This window comes from Streptomyces sp. NBC_01351 (assembly GCF_036237315.1).
GTDB lineage: Bacteria > Actinomycetota > Actinomycetes > Streptomycetales > Streptomycetaceae > Streptomyces.
In genome coordinates this window covers 553,999-570,905 of sequence record NZ_CP108356.1, presented here as the reverse complement: position 1 = coordinate 570,905, position 16,907 = coordinate 553,999, and the positions used below count along the sequence as shown (strand labels likewise).

Here is a 16,907-nt window from a genome sequence, read left to right as displayed (position 1 = left end):
GACCCGCGCCCTCGACCCGACCGTGGAGAACCACCGTGAAGAACCTGAAGCGCGTCCCCCGCACCGTCCGCCGGGCCGCAGCCACCGCGGCCGCCGCCGGGGCCGTCGTCGCCCTCGCCGGACCGGCCTTCGCCACGGGGGCCGCGGGGGGCTCCGCCGCGCCCGCGCCCGCATCCAGTGCCTCGCCGAGCGCCGCGCCGAAGGTGCCCGCGGACGCGGTGAAGCCGAGCCCGTCGGTCAGCGTCCCGGGCAGCATCGCGCCGAGCGCCGCACCCAAGGCCTCCGCGTCCTCCGCGCCGAGCGCGGCCCCGAGCGCGGCGCCGAGCGTCTCCCCCTCACCCGCCTCGCCCGTTTCGCCGGAGGGCTCCGAGCTCGCGCATACTGGCTCCTCCGCGACCACCACCGCGCTGGGGGCCGGGGCCGCAGTCCTCGTCGCCGCCGGGGCGGGGACCCTGTACACCGTACGGCGCCGCGCCAACGGCTGAGGAACCCGTGCTGCACCTCGTACCGACCGCCGGCCCCGCCACGCCCGTCCTCGACCGGGTGTGGCGGGGCCTGTGGGCGTTCCTGCGCCGCGACCGCACCGCCCCGCCGGGATCCCCGCGGGCGTACCGGTCCTCGTACGAGATCTCGTACGGCTCCTCGTACGGGTCCGCGTACGACTCCTCGGACACCTACGACCTCAGCGGCCAGGGCGGCTTCGGGCAGCCGCCCACCGTCTCCGCGCTCTACCACGCGCACCGGCTGCGGATGGTGCGGCTGGCCGTGCTGCTCGTGGACGACCTGGCCACCGCAGAGGACGTGGTCCAGGACGCCTTCACCGCCCTGTACCGCCGCCACGGCGAGCACATCACGGAGGTCGACAACGCGCTGGGCTACCTGCGCACCGCCGTGGTCAACACCTCGCGCTCCGTGCTCCGCCGCAGGCGCACCGCCCGGGCCTGGACCCCGCCCGCCGCGGCCGAGATGCCGTCCGCCGAGGCGTCCGTCGTGCTCGACGAGGCGCACCGCGAAGTGCTGGCCGCGCTCGGCCGGTTGAGCCCGCGCCGCCGCCAGGTCCTGGTGCTGCGCTACTGGGCCGAGCTCAGCGAAGCGGAGATCGCCACCACCCTCGGAATCAGCCGGGGAGCGGTCAAGTCGAACGCGAGCCGGGGCCTGGACGCGCTGGAGCGGATTCTGGAGGGACGGATATGACGCCCACGACGCACGACGGCGAACACCCCGCGGAACGCTCCGTCGAACGCCCCGTCGAACGGCGGCTGCGGCAGGCCCTCGACGCCCGTGCGGCCGGGGTCGCCGTGCGCGCCCTGCGGCCCGCCGACCCGCCCGGTCCGCACGTGCGACGGCTACCCGCGGCCCTCACCCCGCTGCGGCGCCGCACTGTGTACCTGGCGGGTCTGGGCGTGGCGGCCGCCGCCCTGGGCGGGTACCTGGTCCTCGCCCCGGAGGCCGCGCCGGTCCGTCCGGCGCCGCCGGCCGCTCCGCCCGAGCTCGTCTCCCCGACCCCGGCACCGAGCCGGAACCCGACCCTGTCGCCGACCCCTTCGCCGTCACGGCCGCCGGGAGCGACGAAGGCGCCGGAGCCCGTGTCCCCGACGCCGAGTTCCTCGCCCGCCCCCGCCGTATCGGCGACCCCGTCCGCCGCACCCCCGGAGTCCTCGGCCCCGGCACTCAAGTCCCCTTCGCCATCCGTGCCTTACTCGCCGAGCCCGTCCCGCTGACCGCCGTGACACCCCATAAGGTGTTCCCTGTGGCAGACGTGAGCGGGGCGTTGGTCGGCGGCCGGTACCAACTCCTGGAACTGGTGGGCCAGGGCGGCATGGGGCGCGTCTGGCGGGGGCGCGACGAGACGCTCGGCCGGGAGGTCGCCGTCAAGGAGGTGACGCTCCCCCAGGGCGTGGGCGACGCGCAGCGCGAAGTCCTGCTCCGGCGCGTCATGCGCGAGGCCAAGGCCGCCGCCCGGCTCAACCACCCGGGGATCATCACCGTGCACGACGTGGTCGTGCACGAGGGAGCGCCCGTCATCGTCATGGAGTACGTGACGGGCACCTCCCTCGCCGCCGCCGTGGCGCAGGGCGGCCACCTGCCGGTGCGGCGGGTCGCGGAGATCGGCGTCCAGCTGCTCAAGGCGCTCGGCCGGGCCCACGCCGCGGGGATCGTCCACCGCGACCTCAAGCCCGACAACGTGCTGCTCATGGACGAGCGGGTGATCATCACGGACTTCGGCATCGCGCACATGGCGGACGCCACCACCGCGCTCACCCACACCGGGGCGATCATCGGCACGCCCTCCTACATGGCCCCCGAGCAGCTGGAGGGCGAGCCGCCGACCCCCGCCACCGACCTGTGGGCACTGGGCGCAACCCTGTACGGCGCGGTCGAGGGCGTCCAGCCGTTCTCCGCCGAAACGTTCACGGCGCTCTGCATCGCCATCGTCACGCAGGAGCCGCGCCCGGCGGAGCGCGCGGGGCCGCTGACCGACGTACTGGCGGCGCTGCTGACCAAGGACCCGGCCCGGCGGGCCACCGCCGACCAGGCCCTGGCCGCGCTGGAACCCGTCGCGTCCGGCGCGGTGCCCGCCCCGCGGGTTCCACGGAGGGCCGTGCCGCCGCCCACGCGCGGGCCCGCCGCGGCGCGGGCCGCCCGGCAGGCGCCGGTCGCGGCACGGCGGGCCCGCGCCGCGTCCACCGCGGCCGCTCCGGACCTCGCGCCCGGCCCGTCGACGCGTGCGCGCCGGGCCATGCTGCTGCGCGGCGGGGTCTGCTTCGCACTGGTCTGGCTGGGTGCCTTCCTCCTGCCCTGGTTCCGTGTGGAGCACTGGATCCGCCCCACGACGGCGCCGACCGTCCTCGCCGTGGCCTTGATCCTGGCGCTGGTCAACGCTGTGCTGCGGCCGCGGTTGCCCGCCGTGGTGGAGTGGATCCTGTTCGTGTGCGTGAACATGGGGCTCTTCATCGTCGTGGACCTGCTCCGGCAGATGGTGCACTTCACCTTCGTGCTCAACGGACTGTTGCTGGGTACGTGCTGCTTCATGCTGTGGCGCGCGGTCCCCGGCAGGCGCTAGGCGGCGCCGGCCGAGCCCCCCCCGGTCGCGCAGCCGCGTCCCCCGTGCCACGTTGGTACGGGAGACACACAGGTGCATGATGCGGAATCCGAGGCGGCACAGGAGGGTCCACGTCATCGCGACGGCAACCGTCGCCGCGCTGGTCACCCTTGCCGTCCCGAGCTGTACGGCCGCATCGGACGAGGCCCGCGCCCCGGCGGCCCCCGCCGCCCCGACGTCCGGCAGCGGCACCGGTGCCCCGCCCGCGGACGGCGTCGCCGAGCCCGTCCCTGAGGCAGCCCCCACCCCGTCGCCGCAGCCGAGCCACCCCCTCTCCACCGCCCCGCGGACCGTTCCGGCCGTACGGGAACACGCGCCCGCCCGGGGCCCCGGCTGGAAGCCCGCCCCGAACTCCCGGGTGGTCGTCCCGCAGGACGACAAGGCGGCCCTGTCCGATGAGGGCAGACTGCTCGCCAGTGAACTCGACATCGGCTACGCGGAGTCGACGGCCCCGCGCGCGGGCGACGTGGAACTGTCCCTCGGCGACGCGAAATCCGGACCGCCGGAGTCGTACACCCTCGCCGTGCAGGACGGCCGGGTCCGCATCACCGGACCGGACCAGGCCGGGGTCTTCTACGGCACCCGCACCCTCAAGCAGGCCGTCCGCGGCTCCGGTTCGGCCCCCGAGGGAACGGTGCGCGACGCCCCGGCCAAGCCCCAGCGCGGCCTCAACCTCGACATCGCGCGCAAGTACTTCACCCCCGAGTGGATCGAGGACCGGCTGCGCGAGATGGCCGACCTCAAGCTCAACCAGCTCGGCCTGCACTTCTCCGACGACCAGGCCTTCCGGATCGAGTCCGACAGCCACCCCGAGATCGTCTCCACCCCGCACCTCACCAAGGCCCAGGTGCGCGGCATCACGGCGCTCGCCGCCCGCCTGCACATCACCGTCGTCCCGGAGATCGACTCGCCCGGGCACCTCGGCGCCGTGCTCCGCGCCCACCCCGGCCTGCAACTGACCGACGTACAGGGCAGGGCGGTCAAGGGCGCGGTGGACATCTCCGACCCGGCGGCCGCCAAGCTCGTCGACGAACTGCTGCGCGAATACCTGCCGTTGTTCCCCGGCGGGGCCTGGCACCTGGGCGCCGACGAGTACCAGGCGCTGGTCTACCGCGACCCGCAGACCTCCTTCCCCCAGCTGGCGACCGCCGCGCGGCAGCGGTACGGGCCCACCGCCCGCGTACAGGACCTGGCGACGGGCTGGCTGAACGACCGCGCCGCCGTGATCCGGCCGTCGGGCAAGGCGCTCAAGGCGTGGAACGACGGATTCTTCACCGGCGGGGTGGCCACCGCGGCCAAGGACATCCAGGCCGAGTACTGGACGGGCAAGGAGATCGGCGCCCGCCCGCCGCTGGAGTACCTGCGCGAGGGCCGCGCGGTGGTGAACCTCAACGACGAGTACCTGTACTACGTGCTGGGCGAGCCGAACCAGTTCACCTACCCCACCGGCCGGCGGATCTACGAACAGTGGACCCCGCTCGTACTGCGTGGCGCCACCGCCGTCCCGGCCTCCTACGGGAAGCAGATCCTGGGAGCCCGCCTGGCCGTCTGGTGCGATCTGGCGGGCGCCCAGACCCAGGCGCAGGTCGCGGCGGGCATCCGGCTGCCGCTGGCCGCGCTCTCCCAGAAGGTGTGGGACTCCCGGACCCCTGATCTGCCCTGGCCGGACTTCAAGACCCTCGCCGACCGGCTGTCCTGATACGGCCGCGGGGCCGGCCGTATCAGCGCGGCACGTCAGGCGGTCAGCGCCGCGAGCTCCGCGTTCGCGCGCTCGGTGACCAGGGTGAGGACGCGGCCGGCGGCGGCCAGGTCCTCGGCGGGTATCCCGCCCCAGACGCGAGCGCTGATGGGGGCGGTCTCCGCGCCCACGGTGTCGAGCAGCTCGCGCCCCGCGTCCGTGGCGAGGAGGTGCGCTCCCTCCGCGACGAGGAGCCGCTTGGACTGGAGCACGTCGAGCGTGGCGCGGACGTCGGCCGGATCGGCCTTCAGGGAGCCCCGGACCTGGGCGACGAGCTCGTCCGGCGTCTGCGGGGACTCGGCGGTGACCGCGGCGCGCAGCGCGATCTGCTGCTCGAAGGTGACGCCGTGCCGGGCCAGGACGTGCTCCAGGACGCCGCGCGCGGCGTAGTGGGCCAGGCCGAGGGCGCGGGGCGTGGCGACGGGCGCGGTCTCGTGGCTGTTGCCGGCGGTGGTCGATGCGGTGGTGGTCATGGCGTTGCCCCTTGTGTGCTCTCGTCGTTCGGAACGGATGGATCGAGAGGTGCGTCGAGCAGGGTTCTCAGCTCGTCGGTGAACACCCGCGTCCGCTCGGCGTCGAGGCCGCCGAGCGGCTCCAGCAACTGGTCGAGCAGCTCCTGGACCACCGCGATGGCCTGCCGCGTGACGGCACGGCCCGGCTCCGTGAGGGCGAGCTGGACGGCGCGCGGGTCGCGGGGATCGCGGGTGCGCTCGATCAGGCCGGCCGACTCCAGGGCGCGCGCCAGCTTCGAGACGTACAGCGCCTCCAGGCCGGTGTGGTCGGCGAGCCGGCGCTGGCTGGGCCGCTCACCGGTGCGCTGCATGCCGTACAGCGAAGCGACCAGTGAGTACTGCGCGTGGGTGAGGCCCAGCGGGGCCACCGCGCGATCGACCGCGACGCGCCACTTGTTGGCGAGGCGCCATACCAGGAAGCCGGGCGTGGGACCCGGTGCTGAACCCTTGCTCATGGCAGATACGGTACATGGCTACTATGTCCATGGCTACTATTTTCTATGGAGATCATTCCTCCAGGTCGGCGGCGCTCGTTGGGCTTTCGGCTGATCGACTTCGGTGTCCATGGTCGGGAAAGCGCATTGCGTGAGGGGGTACCGGCGGATTGGATTGCCGGGTCGGGACGGCCGGTACAGAAGGAAGCGAATGACATCCATGCTCGACGGCTGTACGTCCTGGCCCGAGGAGTTCGCCGACCGTTACTGGATGGCCGGGCACTGGCACGGCAACACGCTGGACAACCTGCTGCGCGGCTGGGCCCTGCAGTACGGACCGCGGACCGCGCTCGTGCACGGGGGCACCCGCATCACGTACGCGAACCTGAACCGGCGCGTCGATCGCATGGCCGCCGGATTCCGGCAGCTCGGCTTCCGGCGCGGGCTGCGGGTCGTCGTCCAGCTGCCGAACGTCCCCGAGTTCGTCATCACCGTCTTCGCGCTGATGCGGGCCGGTGTGGTCCCCGTCTTCTGCCCGGTCCCGCACCGCGCGGCCCAGGTGTCCGACCTCGTGCGGCTCACCGAGGCCGTGGGCTACGTCGGTCCCTCGACGTACGGGGGCTTCGACCACACGGCGATGGCCGCGGACATCGCGGCCCGAGGACCCTTCCTGCGCCGGGTGTTCACCTTCGAGGCGCCGGGCACTTCGAACCCCTACGGCGGGTTCACGGTCGACGCTTCGGGCTGCCACTACTTCCCGCTGAGCTCCATCGACGAGCCGCCCGGGCCGGCGCCGGCGCAGACCGCCGACCAGGTCGCGTTCCTGCTGCTCTCCGGCGGTTCCGCCGCACCGCCCAAGCTCGTACCGCGGACGCACAACGACTACGCCTACCAGGCGCGGGCCGCCGCCGAGTTGGTGTCGCTCACCGAGGACGACGTGTATCTTGCCGCGCTGCCCGCCGAGTCCAACCTCACCTTCGGTTGCCCCGGCATCGTCGGCACCTTCTCCGTCGGCGGCACCGTCGTCCTGCTCGAGGACCCGGAACCCGCCGCATGCCTCGCGGCCATCGACCGGGAGCGGGTCACCGTCACCTCGGTGGAGCCCGCCCTCGCCGAGCGCTGGCTCGACGCACTGCCCACGGCCCGGACGGACGTGACCAGCCTGCGCCTTGTGCAGATAGGTGGAGCACCCTTGCCCCGGGCGATCGCCGAACGGATCTGCCGCGAACTGGGCTGCCGCCCGCAGCAGGTGCACGGCGCGGCCGAGGGACCGCTCACCCTCACCCGGCCCGCCGATCCGGACGAGACCGTGTTCACCACGCAGGGCCGCCCGCTCTCGCCCGACGACGAGGTCCGCATCGTCGACGCCGACGGGAAGGACGTGCCCGACGGGGAGCCCGGAGAACTCCTCGCCCGCGGCCCGTACACCCTGCGCGGCTACTACCGGGCGCCCGGCCACAACGCGCGCTCCTTCACCGCCGACGGCTACTTCCGCACGGGCGACCTCGCGCGGCGCACCCCGGACGGCAACCTGGTCGTGACCGGCCGCCGTCCCGGCGCCGCGCCCGCCGCGGCCGGCCCTGGCGACCCCGACTAGGGCCAGATGGAGTCGACCCACTCCGGGTGGTCGATGAACGGGTTCCGGTTGTGCTGGTAGGTGTCGTAGATGACCTGGTTGCGGCGCTGCTCGAAGGCGTCCGGCGGGTCCATCCGGTTCCACTGCTTCAGCACGCTGATCCGGCCGTGTGCCGGGGCGCTGCCGTTGTTGACCTTGTCGTTCATCTCCAGGTCGGCGAAGCCGTCACCGCCGTCGTAGCGGACGGCCATGTACAGCAGCATGCGTGCGACGTCGCCCTTGACGGCGTTGCGCGGTTCGAAGGAGTCGCTGTCGGTGAGGCTGCCCGGGGCTTCGCTGACCGGTCCGCCGCCAAGGTCGAAGTCCTTGTTGCCGCGGGTGCTGTTGACCGTGACGTCCTCGGGGCGCAGGTGGTGCAGATCGGTGCCCGGCCCGGTGGCGGTGCCGAAGTTCCCGTGGCTCTTGGCCCAGACGTGCTCGCGGTTCCAGTCGTTGGGGTCGCCGCCGTTGGTGGACTTCGACTGGGAGCGGCCGGAGTAGACGAGGATGACGTTGTTCGGGTTCGCCGGGTCCTGGTCGGTGACCTTCAGCGCGTTCCACACGCCGTCGTAACTCACCTTGGACTGCACCTTGATGATGTGGTGCAGGGCGGTCTTCAGGGCGGCGCCGGTCTTGCCCTCGGCGGGGGCGTAGTACGTGTCCACCGCGGTGGCGGTCGAAGCGGCGGAAGCCGCCGTGGCGGCGGTCGCGGTCTCGGGAGCCGCGGTGCGATCCTGGCCGGCGGAGGCGGCCGCCGGTATCGCGAAGAGGGCGGCCGCCGCGAGGCCGGCGGCCCACGGGGTCAGGCGGGACATTCTCATGACGTGGGGGTTCCTCTCCACAAACACCGTCCCCACCCGGGGTGTTGGCGGGGCATCAGGTGGCAGAGCGAGGCTCACATTGTCATGTGCCGTGCAGGTAAAGGCCATGTGTCCGGCGCGCGGACCTTCGGGTGTGCGGCGGCCGCGCCGCGGGCAGGGTAGCGGTGGCCCGGCGGGACCGGGCCGAGCGCGAACGCCGAACACCCCTACCGCGAACACCCCTACCGGGAGCAGCCCATGGCAGTGAAGATCCTCATCGTGACCGGCGACGCCGCCGAGTCCCTGGAGGTCCTCTACCCCTATCAGCGACTTCGCGAGGAGGGCTACGAGGTCCACATCGCGGCACCGGCGGTGAAGAAGCTGCGGTTCGTGGTCCACGACTTCGAGGACGGCTTCGACACCTACACCGAGAAGCCCGGCTACACCTGGCCCGCCGACATCGCGTTCGCCGACGTGGTGCCCGAGGAGTACGCGGCCCTGGTCGTCCCGGGCGGCCGCGCGCCCGAGTACCTGCGCAACGACCCCGAAGTGCGCAGGATCCTGGCCGCCTTCGCCGACTCGGACAAGCCGATCGCGCAGATCTGTCACGGCCCCCTGATCACGGCCGCGGCCGGTGGCCTGTCCGGGCGCAGGGTGACCGCGTACCCGGCGCTGGAGCTGGACATGAAGGCGGCCGGGGCGCAGTTCGAGGACTCCGAGACCGTGGTCGACGGCACGCTGGTCTCGGCCCGGGCCTGGCCCGACCACTCACGCTGGATGCGGGAGTTCCTGACGGTGCTGCGCGGCAAGGCCCCGGTGTCCTGATCCCTCCCCGCCCGCCCTGCCCCGCCCCGCCCGTGGTCCGACCCGGGCGGGGCGGGGGAGCGGCAGCACGGTGGTGAAGGGGAGGCTCCCCATTCCCTTGTGAAGTGTCCGGACGCGTACCTGACGGGGCGGGGGAGGTGTGCTGAGGTGGGTGGGTCAATCGACGCTGTTTTCAAAGCAGTTGAAAGGACACCACCGTGACTGGACCCTTGGGTCGGCGCAGGTTCATCGGCGCGGCCGCGGCCCTCGGCGGCGCCGCGCTCGCCGGTCCGCTCGCCCCGCTCGCCCAGGCCCGTACGACGGCGGCAGGGCCCGCGGCCACCACCTCGCGCCCCGACGCCATCGCCACCCCGGCCGGATTCCAGCCGGAGGGCATCGCCGTCTCCGGCCGCGGCACGGCCTACACCGGCTCGCTGATCGACGGCTCGATCTACCGCGTCGACCTCGCCACCGGGGCGGGCCGGATCATCACCCGGGGCGAGGGGCCGAAGTCGGTCGGCCTCAAGCTCGACGGCTACGGCCGGCTGCTCGTCGCCGGCGGAGACAGCGGGCAGATCCGCGTCGTCCACGCCGGCGACGGCCGGGTCCTGGCCACGCACCAGGCCGCCACCGGCATCGCCTTCGTCAACGACGTGGTCGTCGGATGCGGCGGAGCCTGGTTCACCGACTCCTTCGCCGACGTCGTGTACTTCCTGCCCGTCGGCCGCTCGCTCGCGGGAGCCGAAGCCGCACCGCGCGCGCTGCGCCTCGGCGGCGAGTGGGTTCCGGTGCCGCCCGGCGGGGAGTACTGGGGTGCCAACGGCATCGAGCGCACCCCCGACGGCAAGGCCCTGCTGCTCGTGCACGACACCGCCGAGGCGCTGTTCCGCGTCGACCCGCGCACCGGGACCGCCACCCGGACCGTCCTCGACGGCGGCTCGGTGGCCAACGGCGACGGGCTCGTGGTCCACGGCCGCACGCTCTACGTCGTACGCAACTGGGCCTACGCGGTGGACGTGTTCACGCTGAGCGGGGACGGCCGCCGGGCCCGGTTCGTCAAGCGGATCACCGACCCGCGCTTCGACGAGCCGACCACCGCGGCCCTGTACGGCGACCGGCTCTACGTGGTCAACGCCCGGTTCGACGCCGACTGGTCGGATCCGGCCACCGCCTCGACGATCGTCAGCTGCCCGGTGTGATCGGGGGGGCCGGCTCGTTCTTGTAGTCGGCGCCGAAGTTCTTCTTCACCGCCGCCTCCCACGAGCCGTCCTCGACCATCTTCTTGAGCGCGTCGTTGATCTTGCCCTGGAGCTCCTTGTTGCCCTTCTTGACGCCGATGCCGTAGTTCTCGACGCTCAGGTTCTGGCCCACCAGCTTGAACTTGCCCTCGTTGCCCTTCCGGGCCACGTAGCCGGCCAAGATGGAATTGTCCGTGGTGATCGCGTCGATCAGACGGTCCTGGAGGGCGACGAGGCACTCCGAGTAGCCGGCGACCTCAAGGGGCCTGGGCGACTTGGGGGCGACATTGTTCTTGAGGTTCTCGGCCGAGGTGGAGCCCTCGACCGAGCAGAGCCGCTTGGCGGGGTTGTTGAGGTCCTCGGCCTTGGTGATGCTCGTGTCGTCGGCGCGGATCAGCAGGTCCTGGTGCGCGACGAAGTACGGGCCGGCGAAGTCGACCTTCTCCTTGCGCTTGTCGTTGATCGAGTAGCTCGCGGCGACGAACTTCACCTCGTTGTACTGGAGGAGCAGCTCGCGGTCGTTGCTGTACACCTGCTTGAACTCGATCTGGTCCGGCTCGTAGCCGAGCTCCTTGGCGACGTACGTGGCGACGTCCACGTCGAAACCGGTGAAGGTGCCGTTCGACTCGCGCATCCCGATGCCCGGCTGGTCGAACTTGATGCCCACCGCGAGGGTCCCCTTGGCCTCGTCGTCGCCACTGCACCCGGCGGTGGCGAGGGTGAGGGCGATCACTGCGGCGATCGCGCCGGCCTGGGGAACCTTCATCTTGCACTCTTTCTTTGGACGCGGGCGTGCACCGGGATCGCCGGGCGCGGGAACCGCGGAGACGTGGGGGGACGTCGAGACACGTGTACGGAAGACGACGCGTGTATGAGGAAGCTAGGAAGGTGACGGGCCCACCGTCACTACATCTGAGCAAAACTTGAGGATAACGATCCGGATCGACCGCCGTTTGTGCGGCCGATCGGCGCGTGAGCGGGAAAAGGGGCGGCATGGGAACGGGTTCGGTACGGGTGGACGGAAATGCGCTGCTCCTGGGAGACGGGGTGCAGATCAGGTTCATCCGGACCTTGAGGCTGCCCGAATCCGGCACGCACTCGCTGCCGCCGGGGCTGGGGGAGTTCCCGCTGCGCCGGGTGGAGGACTACCCGGACACGGTGCCGCCGGAGTGGCTGGCGAAGGGCGGCGTGATGCTGCCCGTGTACCTGCGCGAGGCGATGTGGCTGAGCTTCGGCGGGACCCGTGAACCGGCGGCGCTCCAGGTCGGCGTCGGCAAGGTCTGCGCCGTCTCGGGCAAGCGCTGGACGGGACGACTCGCGCGCGGCCCGCAGAACTACCTCGTGCTGCCCCGGCAGCCGTGGCTGGACGGGATCAATTCCGGAGACGGGACGGTGCGCCAGTTCGTCGCCGTGCCGCTCGGGCTCGGCGCCACGGTCGAGGGGCAGGTGACCGGCGAGGAGACCACCGGCGGCGTGCAGCTCCAGGCGTTCCCGCTGGGGCCCGTGCCGCTCGCGGAATGGCGCCGGGCGGAGCAGGCGCGCCGCACGCCCCCGATGCCGGGCGCCCCCGCCGCGTACGGGGGTCCGCCCGTTCCCGGGGGCTTCGGCGGTCCCGTGCCCGCACCGATGCCCGCGCCGATGATGGCGCCCCCCGGTGGCGCGCCCGGCGCCGCTCCCCGCTCGGCCCTGCGGCGGGGTGCGGCCGCTCCGCCCGCGGCTCCGGCGATGGGGCTCGGCGTGGGCGGCTCGATGCACCAGGAGGTCTACCGGGACGAGCGCCCGCTGTCCGACTGGGCCGAGGAAGCGGACGCGCGGGTCTTCGTCCATCTGGTGACCCCGCCCGAGTGGCGCCGTATCACCGGGGAGGACGCCCCGCCCTCGCCGATCGACCGGGCCGCCTACACCAAGGCCGGGCTGCCCTGGTTCGACTACTACGACGAATCCGCCGCCGACCTCGCCCCGGCCGACTCCCTGAGCCAGGTCAAGCCGGTCGGGGAGTGGCTCGGAGACGACCACACTCCCTGGGTGGACCCGGCACCCGGCCAGGTCAAGCCGCTCGGCAACGCCCCGCGGCCGGGCAGGCCCGTACAGGACGGCGACTGGTAGCCGGAGGCGGGGCCGACTGGCCGGGAACGTACGGTCGCTCGGCCCTGCCCGGGCGCCGCATGGGATCATGGCCGAGCCATACCCGTTGGACGGAGGGGGAGTTCGGTGACCGGTGTACGCAAGGGCCTGGCCAAGGTGGAGGTCGCACTGCGGTGGGACCCCAGCCCGGCCGGCACGCCCGCGAACGACCTCGACATCGTCGCCGCCGTCTACGGGGCGGAGGACCTCCACCGGGATCCGGTCCAGCTGGTCCACTTCGGCAAGCGGTCGCCCGACGGCACCATCACCCTGAACCGGGACAGCCACACCGGCCAGGGCTTCGGCTTCGACGAGGTGATGACCATCGAACTGGAGCGGATGGGTGAGAAGTCGCGCCGGGTGGTCGTCGGCGTGGTGATACAGAACGCCCTCGCGGGAGCGGACTCGGGAGACCGGGCGAGGACCTTCGCCGACATCGCCGGTACGGGCTTCCGGATCCGCGAGGGCCACACCGACCTCGCCCAGGGTGACTTCGGGTCCGTACCGACCGCCACCGCGGCCACGGTCGCCGAGTTCCTCCGCGACGCCTCGGGCGCCTGGTCCCTCGACGCGCGGCTGCGCGGCTTCGACGCCGACCCGGAGGAGTACACCCGGGCCATGGGCTCCGTGCGCTAGACGGGCTTGTGGCCGCACGGACCGGGAGGCGGCCGCTCATCGCGTGAGTGGCCGCCGCCCCGTCCGGGTGGCGCGCTGCCGCCGTCCCCACGAGGCAGCGCGGGCAGGTCGCCGTCCGGTCATCGAGACGGCGGCCCGCCGGTTCAGGGGGTCGGGCCGCCCGAAGGCGCCAGACCCAGCGAGGGGAGCATGACCGCGTCGACGAACCGGACCAGGTAGTCGGCGTCCGCGTACCGGCCGTCCAGTACGGGCCGGATCCGGAGCACGCCCATCAGCTGCGCGGGCAGGAACTCGACGGCCGGATGGTCCGCGGCGATCTCGCCCCGGGCCACCGCGCGCTCCACCATCGCGTCGAAAGCCGTCAGTTCCGGCTCGACCAGCGCCTCGCGCAGCGCCGACTGCAGCTCCTCGTCACCGAGCACCGCCAGCCCGAGGGCCTGTGTCAGCCGGGTGTCCCGGCCGGAGGTGCCCGCCGCGATGCGGGCGGCCTCGCGCAGGTCGCCCGCCAGGGTCCCGGTGTCGACGGCGGCGAGCGTGCCCTGCCGGTTCGCCCGCAGGGCCGCCGCGACCAGCCGGGGCTTCGTCTTCCACTGCCGGTAGAGCGTGGACTTGCCGCAGCTCGCGCGGGCGGCGACGCCCTCCATGGTCAGGGCCTCGTAGCCGTGCTCGCGCAACTGCTCCAGGACGGCGTCGTAGAACTCCTTCTCCCGCTCCGGGGTGATCTTGGAGCGGCGCGCGGTGCTCGGCGGCGGCGTCGACGTCATGGGTGCGGCTCTCCTCGGGGCGCCTCGGCGGCGGGCTCTGGGAAGTCTACGGGAACGCGAGCGTATCGGTACACCTGCGTATCGATACGCAAATGTATCGATACACTGGCGTGTCGATGTGTGCGCATGTGAAACAGGAAGCGAGACCGGGGGATGAACGCCCAGACCACCGGGATATCCGGGGAGTCCGGTCAACAGGAGCCTCGCGAACGCCGGCCCGGTGAACGGGAGCCCGGTGGACAGCAACCCGGTGGACAGCAACCCGGTGAACGGGAGCCCGGCGAACGGCAGCCCGACGACCGGGCGCCGGCGCGGCGCCGGCTCGTACGCGAGCTGCTGCTCGTCGCGGGCCTGTTCGCCGTCTACAAGGCGGGCCGGACGCTCTCGACGGGCCGCACCGAGGAGGCCTTCCGCAACGCGGGATGGACCTGGGACGCCGAGCGGGCCCTGCACCTGCCCGGCGAAGGCGCGGTCCAGCGGCTGCTGCTGCACGGCGAGGCCCTCGTCCACACGGCGAACACCTACTACGCGGCCGTCCACTTCCCCGCGACCGCGCTCTTCCTGGTCTGGCTCTACGTCCGCCGCCCCGGCCACTACCTGTGGGCCCGCCGGGTCCTGGCGCTGCTCACCGGCGCCGCCCTCGTCCTGCACCTCACCTTCCCCCTCGCGCCCCCGCGGATGCTCGAACCGGCGCACCTCGTCGACACGGGCCAGGTGTACGGGCCCACCGTCTACGGAGCCGCGCCGGCCGCCGACACCATGGCCAACCAGTTCGCGGCGATGCCCTCCCTGCACTTCGGCTGGGCGCTGATGCTGGCACTCGGCATGATCGCCGCCACGTCCTCACGCCTGCGCGCGCTGTGGCTGCTGCACCCGCTGGTGACCCTGCTCGTGGTGGTCGGCACGGCCAACCACTACTGGCTCGACGCGATCGTGGCCACCGTTCTGCTCGGCGCGGCCCTGCTGCTGGTCCCGCGGCCGCCGCGGGCAACGGCCGGCGCCGGACGTGAGCTGCCCGGGCAGCGGAACGCCCCCGCTCCCGCCCTCGTAGGAGCAGGCCGGTGAACGCCACCGCCCTCGCCGTCGCGCTCTGCCTGGCCTCGGCCGCGACGTACGCGGCCGCTGCCGTCGCCCAGGAGCGGCTCGCCCGGGCCGCAGCCGCCCGCACCGTCGGCGCTCTGCTCGGCAACGGCGCCTGGTGGTGGTCGGCCGGACTGAACGCCACCGCCGCCCTCCTGCACGCGGCCGCCCTGCGGTACGGGCCGCTCACCCTGGTCCAGCCGCTCGGCGCGCTCACCCTGGTGGCCGCCGTCCCGCTGGGAGCGCGCGGAGCCGGGCGCCGGGTGGCCGCCACCGAATGGCGGGGCACCCTGGCCACCGTCGCCGGGCTCGGCCTGCTGCTGCTCCCGGCCTCCGGACCGGCCCCCGACGACACCCTCACCCTGGCCGAGGCCCTCACCGTCTCCGGGGCGACGGCCGCCGTGATCCTGGTGCTCACCGCCCGCAAGGACCCGCGCTCCGGGCTGCGGCACGCGACCGCGTCCGGGCTGGCCTCCGCGGCCGCCTCCGCCCTGACCCAGACCGTGGCCGTGGCGGGAGGCCGCGGCGGGGACCTGCTCAGCGTCCGGGTCGTCGCGGTGGCCCTGCTCGTGGTGGTGTTCGCGGTCGGCGGGATGCTGTTGTCGCAGCGGGCCTACCGGGGCGGGCTCGGTGCCCCGCTCGCCGTGGTGAACCTGTCCAACCCCCTCGCGGCGGCCGCCATCGGCATGCTCCTGCTCGGCGAACGCCTCCACGGCGGCGCGCTGGGCCTGTTGCTGGCGGTGGCCGGAGCCCTGGCGGCGACGCGCGGGGTGCTGCTGCTGACCCGGACCCCGCCCGCCGCGACGGTCCGGGCGCCGGCGGCGGCCACCGCCTGAGAACCGTTCCGGCCCCGGCTGCGTCCTCCCTGCAGAACGACCGAACACCGAAACGGAGTGACTGGGCATGGGGATCGTCAGCTGGATCGTCCTGGGACTGCTGGCCGGAGGCATCGCGAAGTTCCTGCTGCCCGGCCGTGACCCCGGCGGCCTGATCGTCACCACGCTCATCGGTGTCGCGGGCGCTTTCATCGGTGGCTGGCTCTCGGCGAAGTTCCTCGACAAGCCGATCCAGACCGAGTTCTTCGACCTCGCCACCTGGGGCTCCGCCATCGCGGGCTCGCTGGTCCTGCTGATCGGCTACCGGATCCTCTTCGGCAACTCCCGCCGCTGACACGGCTCCGCCGACCCGCACCGAGCGGCCGTTACGCTGGCCGCACGGCGCGACGTACGAGCGAGAACGAGCAGCGAGGAAGATCCAGCGACATGAGCGTCACCCTCCCCCAGCCACCGCCGGGGGTACCCCCGGTCCCCACGGCCGACATGTTCGACGAGTACGGCGAGGACCTCGGCATCTGTGCCACCCAGTTCCGGCAACTGGGCGGCCGCCGACTGTTCGCCGGACGCGTGCGGACCCTCTCCTGCCACGAGGACAACGCGCTGCTGCGCGAACTCCTCCAGGGGCCGGGCGAAGGTGCCGTCCTCGTCGTGGACGGCGGCGGCTCGCTGCGCACCGCCCTGGTCGGGGACCTCATCGCGGGCGCGGCCGAACGCAACGGCTGGGCGGGCCTGATCATCAACGGCGCGGTCCGCGACAGCGTGGCCCTCGGCGGGCTCGACCTCGGCGTCAAGGCCCTGGGCACGGTCCCCCGCAAGAGCGGCAAGACCGGCGCGGGCGAGGCGGACGTGCCCGTCACGATCGGCGGCACCACCTTCCGGCCCGGGGACACGGTCCACGCCGACGACGACGGCGTCGTCGTCCTGCCGGCCTGATCGGCAGGGCACTTCCCGAGTCCGGCGCTCCGGGCCGCAGGGGCGAGATCGCGCCACATCCGCCGCGCCGGCCCTGGCGCGGCCCGGGCGGGCCCGGTTTCACTGCGGGCCCATGAGACGACACAGGATCATGGGCCTGCTCGGCGCGATCGCGCTGGCCGCCGGCGCCCCGGCCGCCGCGGGACCCGCGTACGCCACCACGCACGCCGCCACCACGCACGCCGCGCCCGCTCACCCGGCGACCGGGCACCCGCCCGCGACGCCCGCGCCCGCGACGCCCGCGCCCGCGG

19 protein-coding genes are annotated in these 16,907 nt (G+C 73.3%); 14 read left to right on the top strand and 5 right to left on the bottom strand.

The genetic code is table 11. From position 1 onward, the window contains the following. Window positions 1–35 precede the first annotated feature (35 nt). The 5 genes from OG625_RS02810 (at window position 36) to OG625_RS02790 (ending at window position 4,802) form a co-directional block, all read left to right on the top strand. Window positions 36–485 carry an LAETG motif-containing sortase-dependent surface protein gene (locus OG625_RS02810; protein WP_329376463.1) on the top strand — a complete coding sequence of 150 codons (450 nt, stop codon included), beginning with the start codon at window positions 36–38 and terminating at the stop codon, window positions 483–485. Window positions 486–492: 7 nt separating this feature from the next. Continuing rightward, window positions 493–1,194 (top strand): RNA polymerase sigma factor, encoded by a 702-nt coding sequence (locus OG625_RS02805; RefSeq protein ID WP_329376462.1) that lies wholly within the window; start codon window positions 493–495, stop codon window positions 1,192–1,194. Beyond that, entirely contained in the window at window positions 1,191–1,721 is a 531-nt protein-coding gene (locus OG625_RS02800; protein ID WP_329376461.1) for a hypothetical protein, read from the top strand. The genes OG625_RS02805 and OG625_RS02800 overlap by 4 nt, the downstream gene beginning before the upstream one ends. A 29-nt stretch (window positions 1,722–1,750) precedes the next feature. Next, complete coding sequence (locus OG625_RS02795) at window positions 1,751–3,064, top strand: serine/threonine-protein kinase (protein ID WP_329376460.1); 1,314 nt, start codon at window positions 1,751–1,753, stop codon at window positions 3,062–3,064. A 76-nt stretch (window positions 3,065–3,140) separates the two neighbouring features. Next, complete coding sequence (locus OG625_RS02790) at window positions 3,141–4,802, top strand: beta-N-acetylhexosaminidase (protein WP_443067663.1); 1,662 nt, start codon at window positions 3,141–3,143, stop codon at window positions 4,800–4,802. Between the two features lie 35 nt (window positions 4,803–4,837). Here the strand turns inward: OG625_RS02790 and OG625_RS02785 are convergent, their stop codons facing one another. Further along, window positions 4,838–5,314, bottom strand: a complete 477-nt coding sequence (locus OG625_RS02785; protein ID WP_329376459.1) for a MarR family transcriptional regulator — start codon at window positions 5,312–5,314, stop codon at window positions 4,838–4,840. Then, window positions 5,311–5,808 carry a MarR family winged helix-turn-helix transcriptional regulator gene (locus OG625_RS02780; RefSeq protein ID WP_329376458.1) on the bottom strand — a complete coding sequence of 166 codons (498 nt, stop codon included), beginning with the start codon at window positions 5,806–5,808 and terminating at the stop codon, window positions 5,311–5,313. The genes OG625_RS02785 and OG625_RS02780 overlap by 4 nt, the downstream gene beginning before the upstream one ends. 190 nt (window positions 5,809–5,998) lie before the next feature. Here OG625_RS02780 and OG625_RS02775 point away from each other — a divergent pair, with 190 nt between their 5' ends. After that, a complete protein-coding gene (locus OG625_RS02775) occupies window positions 5,999–7,384 on the top strand; it encodes a (2,3-dihydroxybenzoyl)adenylate synthase (RefSeq protein ID WP_329376457.1) in 1,386 nt (461 codons plus the stop codon). Here OG625_RS02775 and OG625_RS02770 read toward each other — a convergent pair. Then, window positions 7,381–8,223 (bottom strand): endonuclease I family protein, encoded by an 843-nt coding sequence (locus tag OG625_RS02770; protein WP_329376456.1) that lies wholly within the window; start codon window positions 8,221–8,223, stop codon window positions 7,381–7,383. The two genes, OG625_RS02775 and OG625_RS02770, sit on opposite strands and share 4 nt — an antisense overlap. 237 nt (window positions 8,224–8,460) lie before the next feature. On the opposite strand from OG625_RS02770, the gene OG625_RS02765 reads away from it, so the two are divergent. Together OG625_RS02765 and OG625_RS02760 are read left to right on the top strand one after the other, a co-directional pair. Continuing rightward, window positions 8,461–9,027, top strand: a complete 567-nt coding sequence (locus OG625_RS02765) for a DJ-1/PfpI family protein (RefSeq protein ID WP_329376455.1) — start codon at window positions 8,461–8,463, stop codon at window positions 9,025–9,027. Window positions 9,028–9,224: 197 nt separating this feature from the next. Next, on the top strand, window positions 9,225–10,205 hold the full coding sequence (locus OG625_RS02760) for an SMP-30/gluconolactonase/LRE family protein (protein WP_329376454.1): 981 nt from the start codon (window positions 9,225–9,227) through the stop codon (window positions 10,203–10,205). On the opposite strand, the gene OG625_RS02755 is transcribed toward OG625_RS02760, so the two are convergent. Then, window positions 10,189–11,010: a glutamate ABC transporter substrate-binding protein gene (locus tag OG625_RS02755; RefSeq protein WP_329376453.1), complete on the bottom strand. Its 822-nt coding sequence runs from the start codon at window positions 11,008–11,010 to the stop codon at window positions 10,189–10,191. The genes OG625_RS02760 and OG625_RS02755 overlap by 17 nt on opposite strands. A gap of 227 nt (window positions 11,011–11,237) precedes the next feature. Between OG625_RS02755 and OG625_RS02750 the strand changes: the two genes are divergently transcribed. Then, window positions 11,238–12,350 (top strand): hypothetical protein, encoded by a 1,113-nt coding sequence (locus OG625_RS02750; RefSeq protein WP_329376452.1) that lies wholly within the window; start codon window positions 11,238–11,240, stop codon window positions 12,348–12,350. A gap of 105 nt (window positions 12,351–12,455) precedes the next feature. After that, window positions 12,456–13,004: a TerD family protein gene (locus tag OG625_RS02745; protein ID WP_329376451.1), complete on the top strand. Its 549-nt coding sequence runs from the start codon at window positions 12,456–12,458 to the stop codon at window positions 13,002–13,004. 143 nt (window positions 13,005–13,147) lie between these two features. On the opposite strand, the gene OG625_RS02740 is transcribed toward OG625_RS02745, so the two are convergent. Then, complete coding sequence (locus tag OG625_RS02740; protein ID WP_329376450.1) at window positions 13,148–13,768, bottom strand: TetR/AcrR family transcriptional regulator; 621 nt, start codon at window positions 13,766–13,768, stop codon at window positions 13,148–13,150. A gap of 153 nt (window positions 13,769–13,921) precedes the next feature. Between OG625_RS02740 and OG625_RS02735 the strand changes: the two genes are divergently transcribed. From OG625_RS02735 to rraA, 4 genes are all read left to right on the top strand, one after another. After that, entirely contained in the window at window positions 13,922–14,833 is a 912-nt protein-coding gene (locus OG625_RS02735) for a phosphatase PAP2 family protein (protein ID WP_329376449.1), read from the top strand. Then, window positions 14,830–15,684 carry a DMT family transporter gene (locus tag OG625_RS02730; RefSeq protein WP_329376448.1) on the top strand — a complete coding sequence of 285 codons (855 nt, stop codon included), beginning with the start codon at window positions 14,830–14,832 and terminating at the stop codon, window positions 15,682–15,684. The genes OG625_RS02735 and OG625_RS02730 overlap by 4 nt, the downstream gene beginning before the upstream one ends. Window positions 15,685–15,751: 67 nt before the next feature. Further along, window positions 15,752–16,018: a GlsB/YeaQ/YmgE family stress response membrane protein gene (locus OG625_RS02725; protein WP_329376447.1), complete on the top strand. Its 267-nt coding sequence runs from the start codon at window positions 15,752–15,754 to the stop codon at window positions 16,016–16,018. Window positions 16,019–16,110: 92 nt separating this feature from the next. Continuing rightward, window positions 16,111–16,617, top strand: a complete 507-nt coding sequence (rraA, locus tag OG625_RS02720; RefSeq protein ID WP_329376446.1) for a ribonuclease E activity regulator RraA — start codon at window positions 16,111–16,113, stop codon at window positions 16,615–16,617. Window positions 16,618–16,907 lie beyond the last annotated feature (290 nt).

Excerpts from the sequence above, each read along its gene's own strand:
- OG625_RS02755 (WP_329376453.1), bottom strand. The coding sequence starts at position 11,010 with ATGAAGGTTCCCCAGGCCGGCGCGATCGCCGCAGTGATCGCCCTCACC.
- OG625_RS02785 (WP_329376459.1), bottom strand. The coding sequence starts at position 5,314 with ATGACCACCACCGCATCGACCACCGCCGGCAACAGCCACGAGACCGCG.
- OG625_RS02790 (WP_443067663.1), top strand. The coding sequence starts at position 3,141 with ATGATGCGGAATCCGAGGCGGCACAGGAGGGTCCACGTCATCGCGACG.
- OG625_RS02765 (WP_329376455.1), top strand. The coding sequence starts at position 8,461 with ATGGCAGTGAAGATCCTCATCGTGACCGGCGACGCCGCCGAGTCCCTG.
- OG625_RS02750 (WP_329376452.1), top strand. The coding sequence starts at position 11,238 with ATGGGAACGGGTTCGGTACGGGTGGACGGAAATGCGCTGCTCCTGGGA.
- OG625_RS02740 (WP_329376450.1), bottom strand. The coding sequence starts at position 13,768 with ATGACGTCGACGCCGCCGCCGAGCACCGCGCGCCGCTCCAAGATCACC.
- rraA (WP_329376446.1), top strand. The coding sequence starts at position 16,111 with ATGAGCGTCACCCTCCCCCAGCCACCGCCGGGGGTACCCCCGGTCCCC.
- OG625_RS02780 (WP_329376458.1), bottom strand. The coding sequence starts at position 5,808 with ATGAGCAAGGGTTCAGCACCGGGTCCCACGCCCGGCTTCCTGGTATGG.
- OG625_RS02770 (WP_329376456.1), bottom strand. The coding sequence starts at position 8,223 with ATGAGAATGTCCCGCCTGACCCCGTGGGCCGCCGGCCTCGCGGCGGCC.
- OG625_RS02800 (WP_329376461.1), top strand. The coding sequence starts at position 1,191 with ATGACGCCCACGACGCACGACGGCGAACACCCCGCGGAACGCTCCGTC.
- OG625_RS02735 (WP_329376449.1), top strand. The coding sequence starts at position 13,922 with ATGAACGCCCAGACCACCGGGATATCCGGGGAGTCCGGTCAACAGGAG.
- OG625_RS02775 (WP_329376457.1), top strand. The coding sequence starts at position 5,999 with ATGACATCCATGCTCGACGGCTGTACGTCCTGGCCCGAGGAGTTCGCC.
- OG625_RS02725 (WP_329376447.1), top strand. The coding sequence starts at position 15,752 with ATGGGGATCGTCAGCTGGATCGTCCTGGGACTGCTGGCCGGAGGCATC.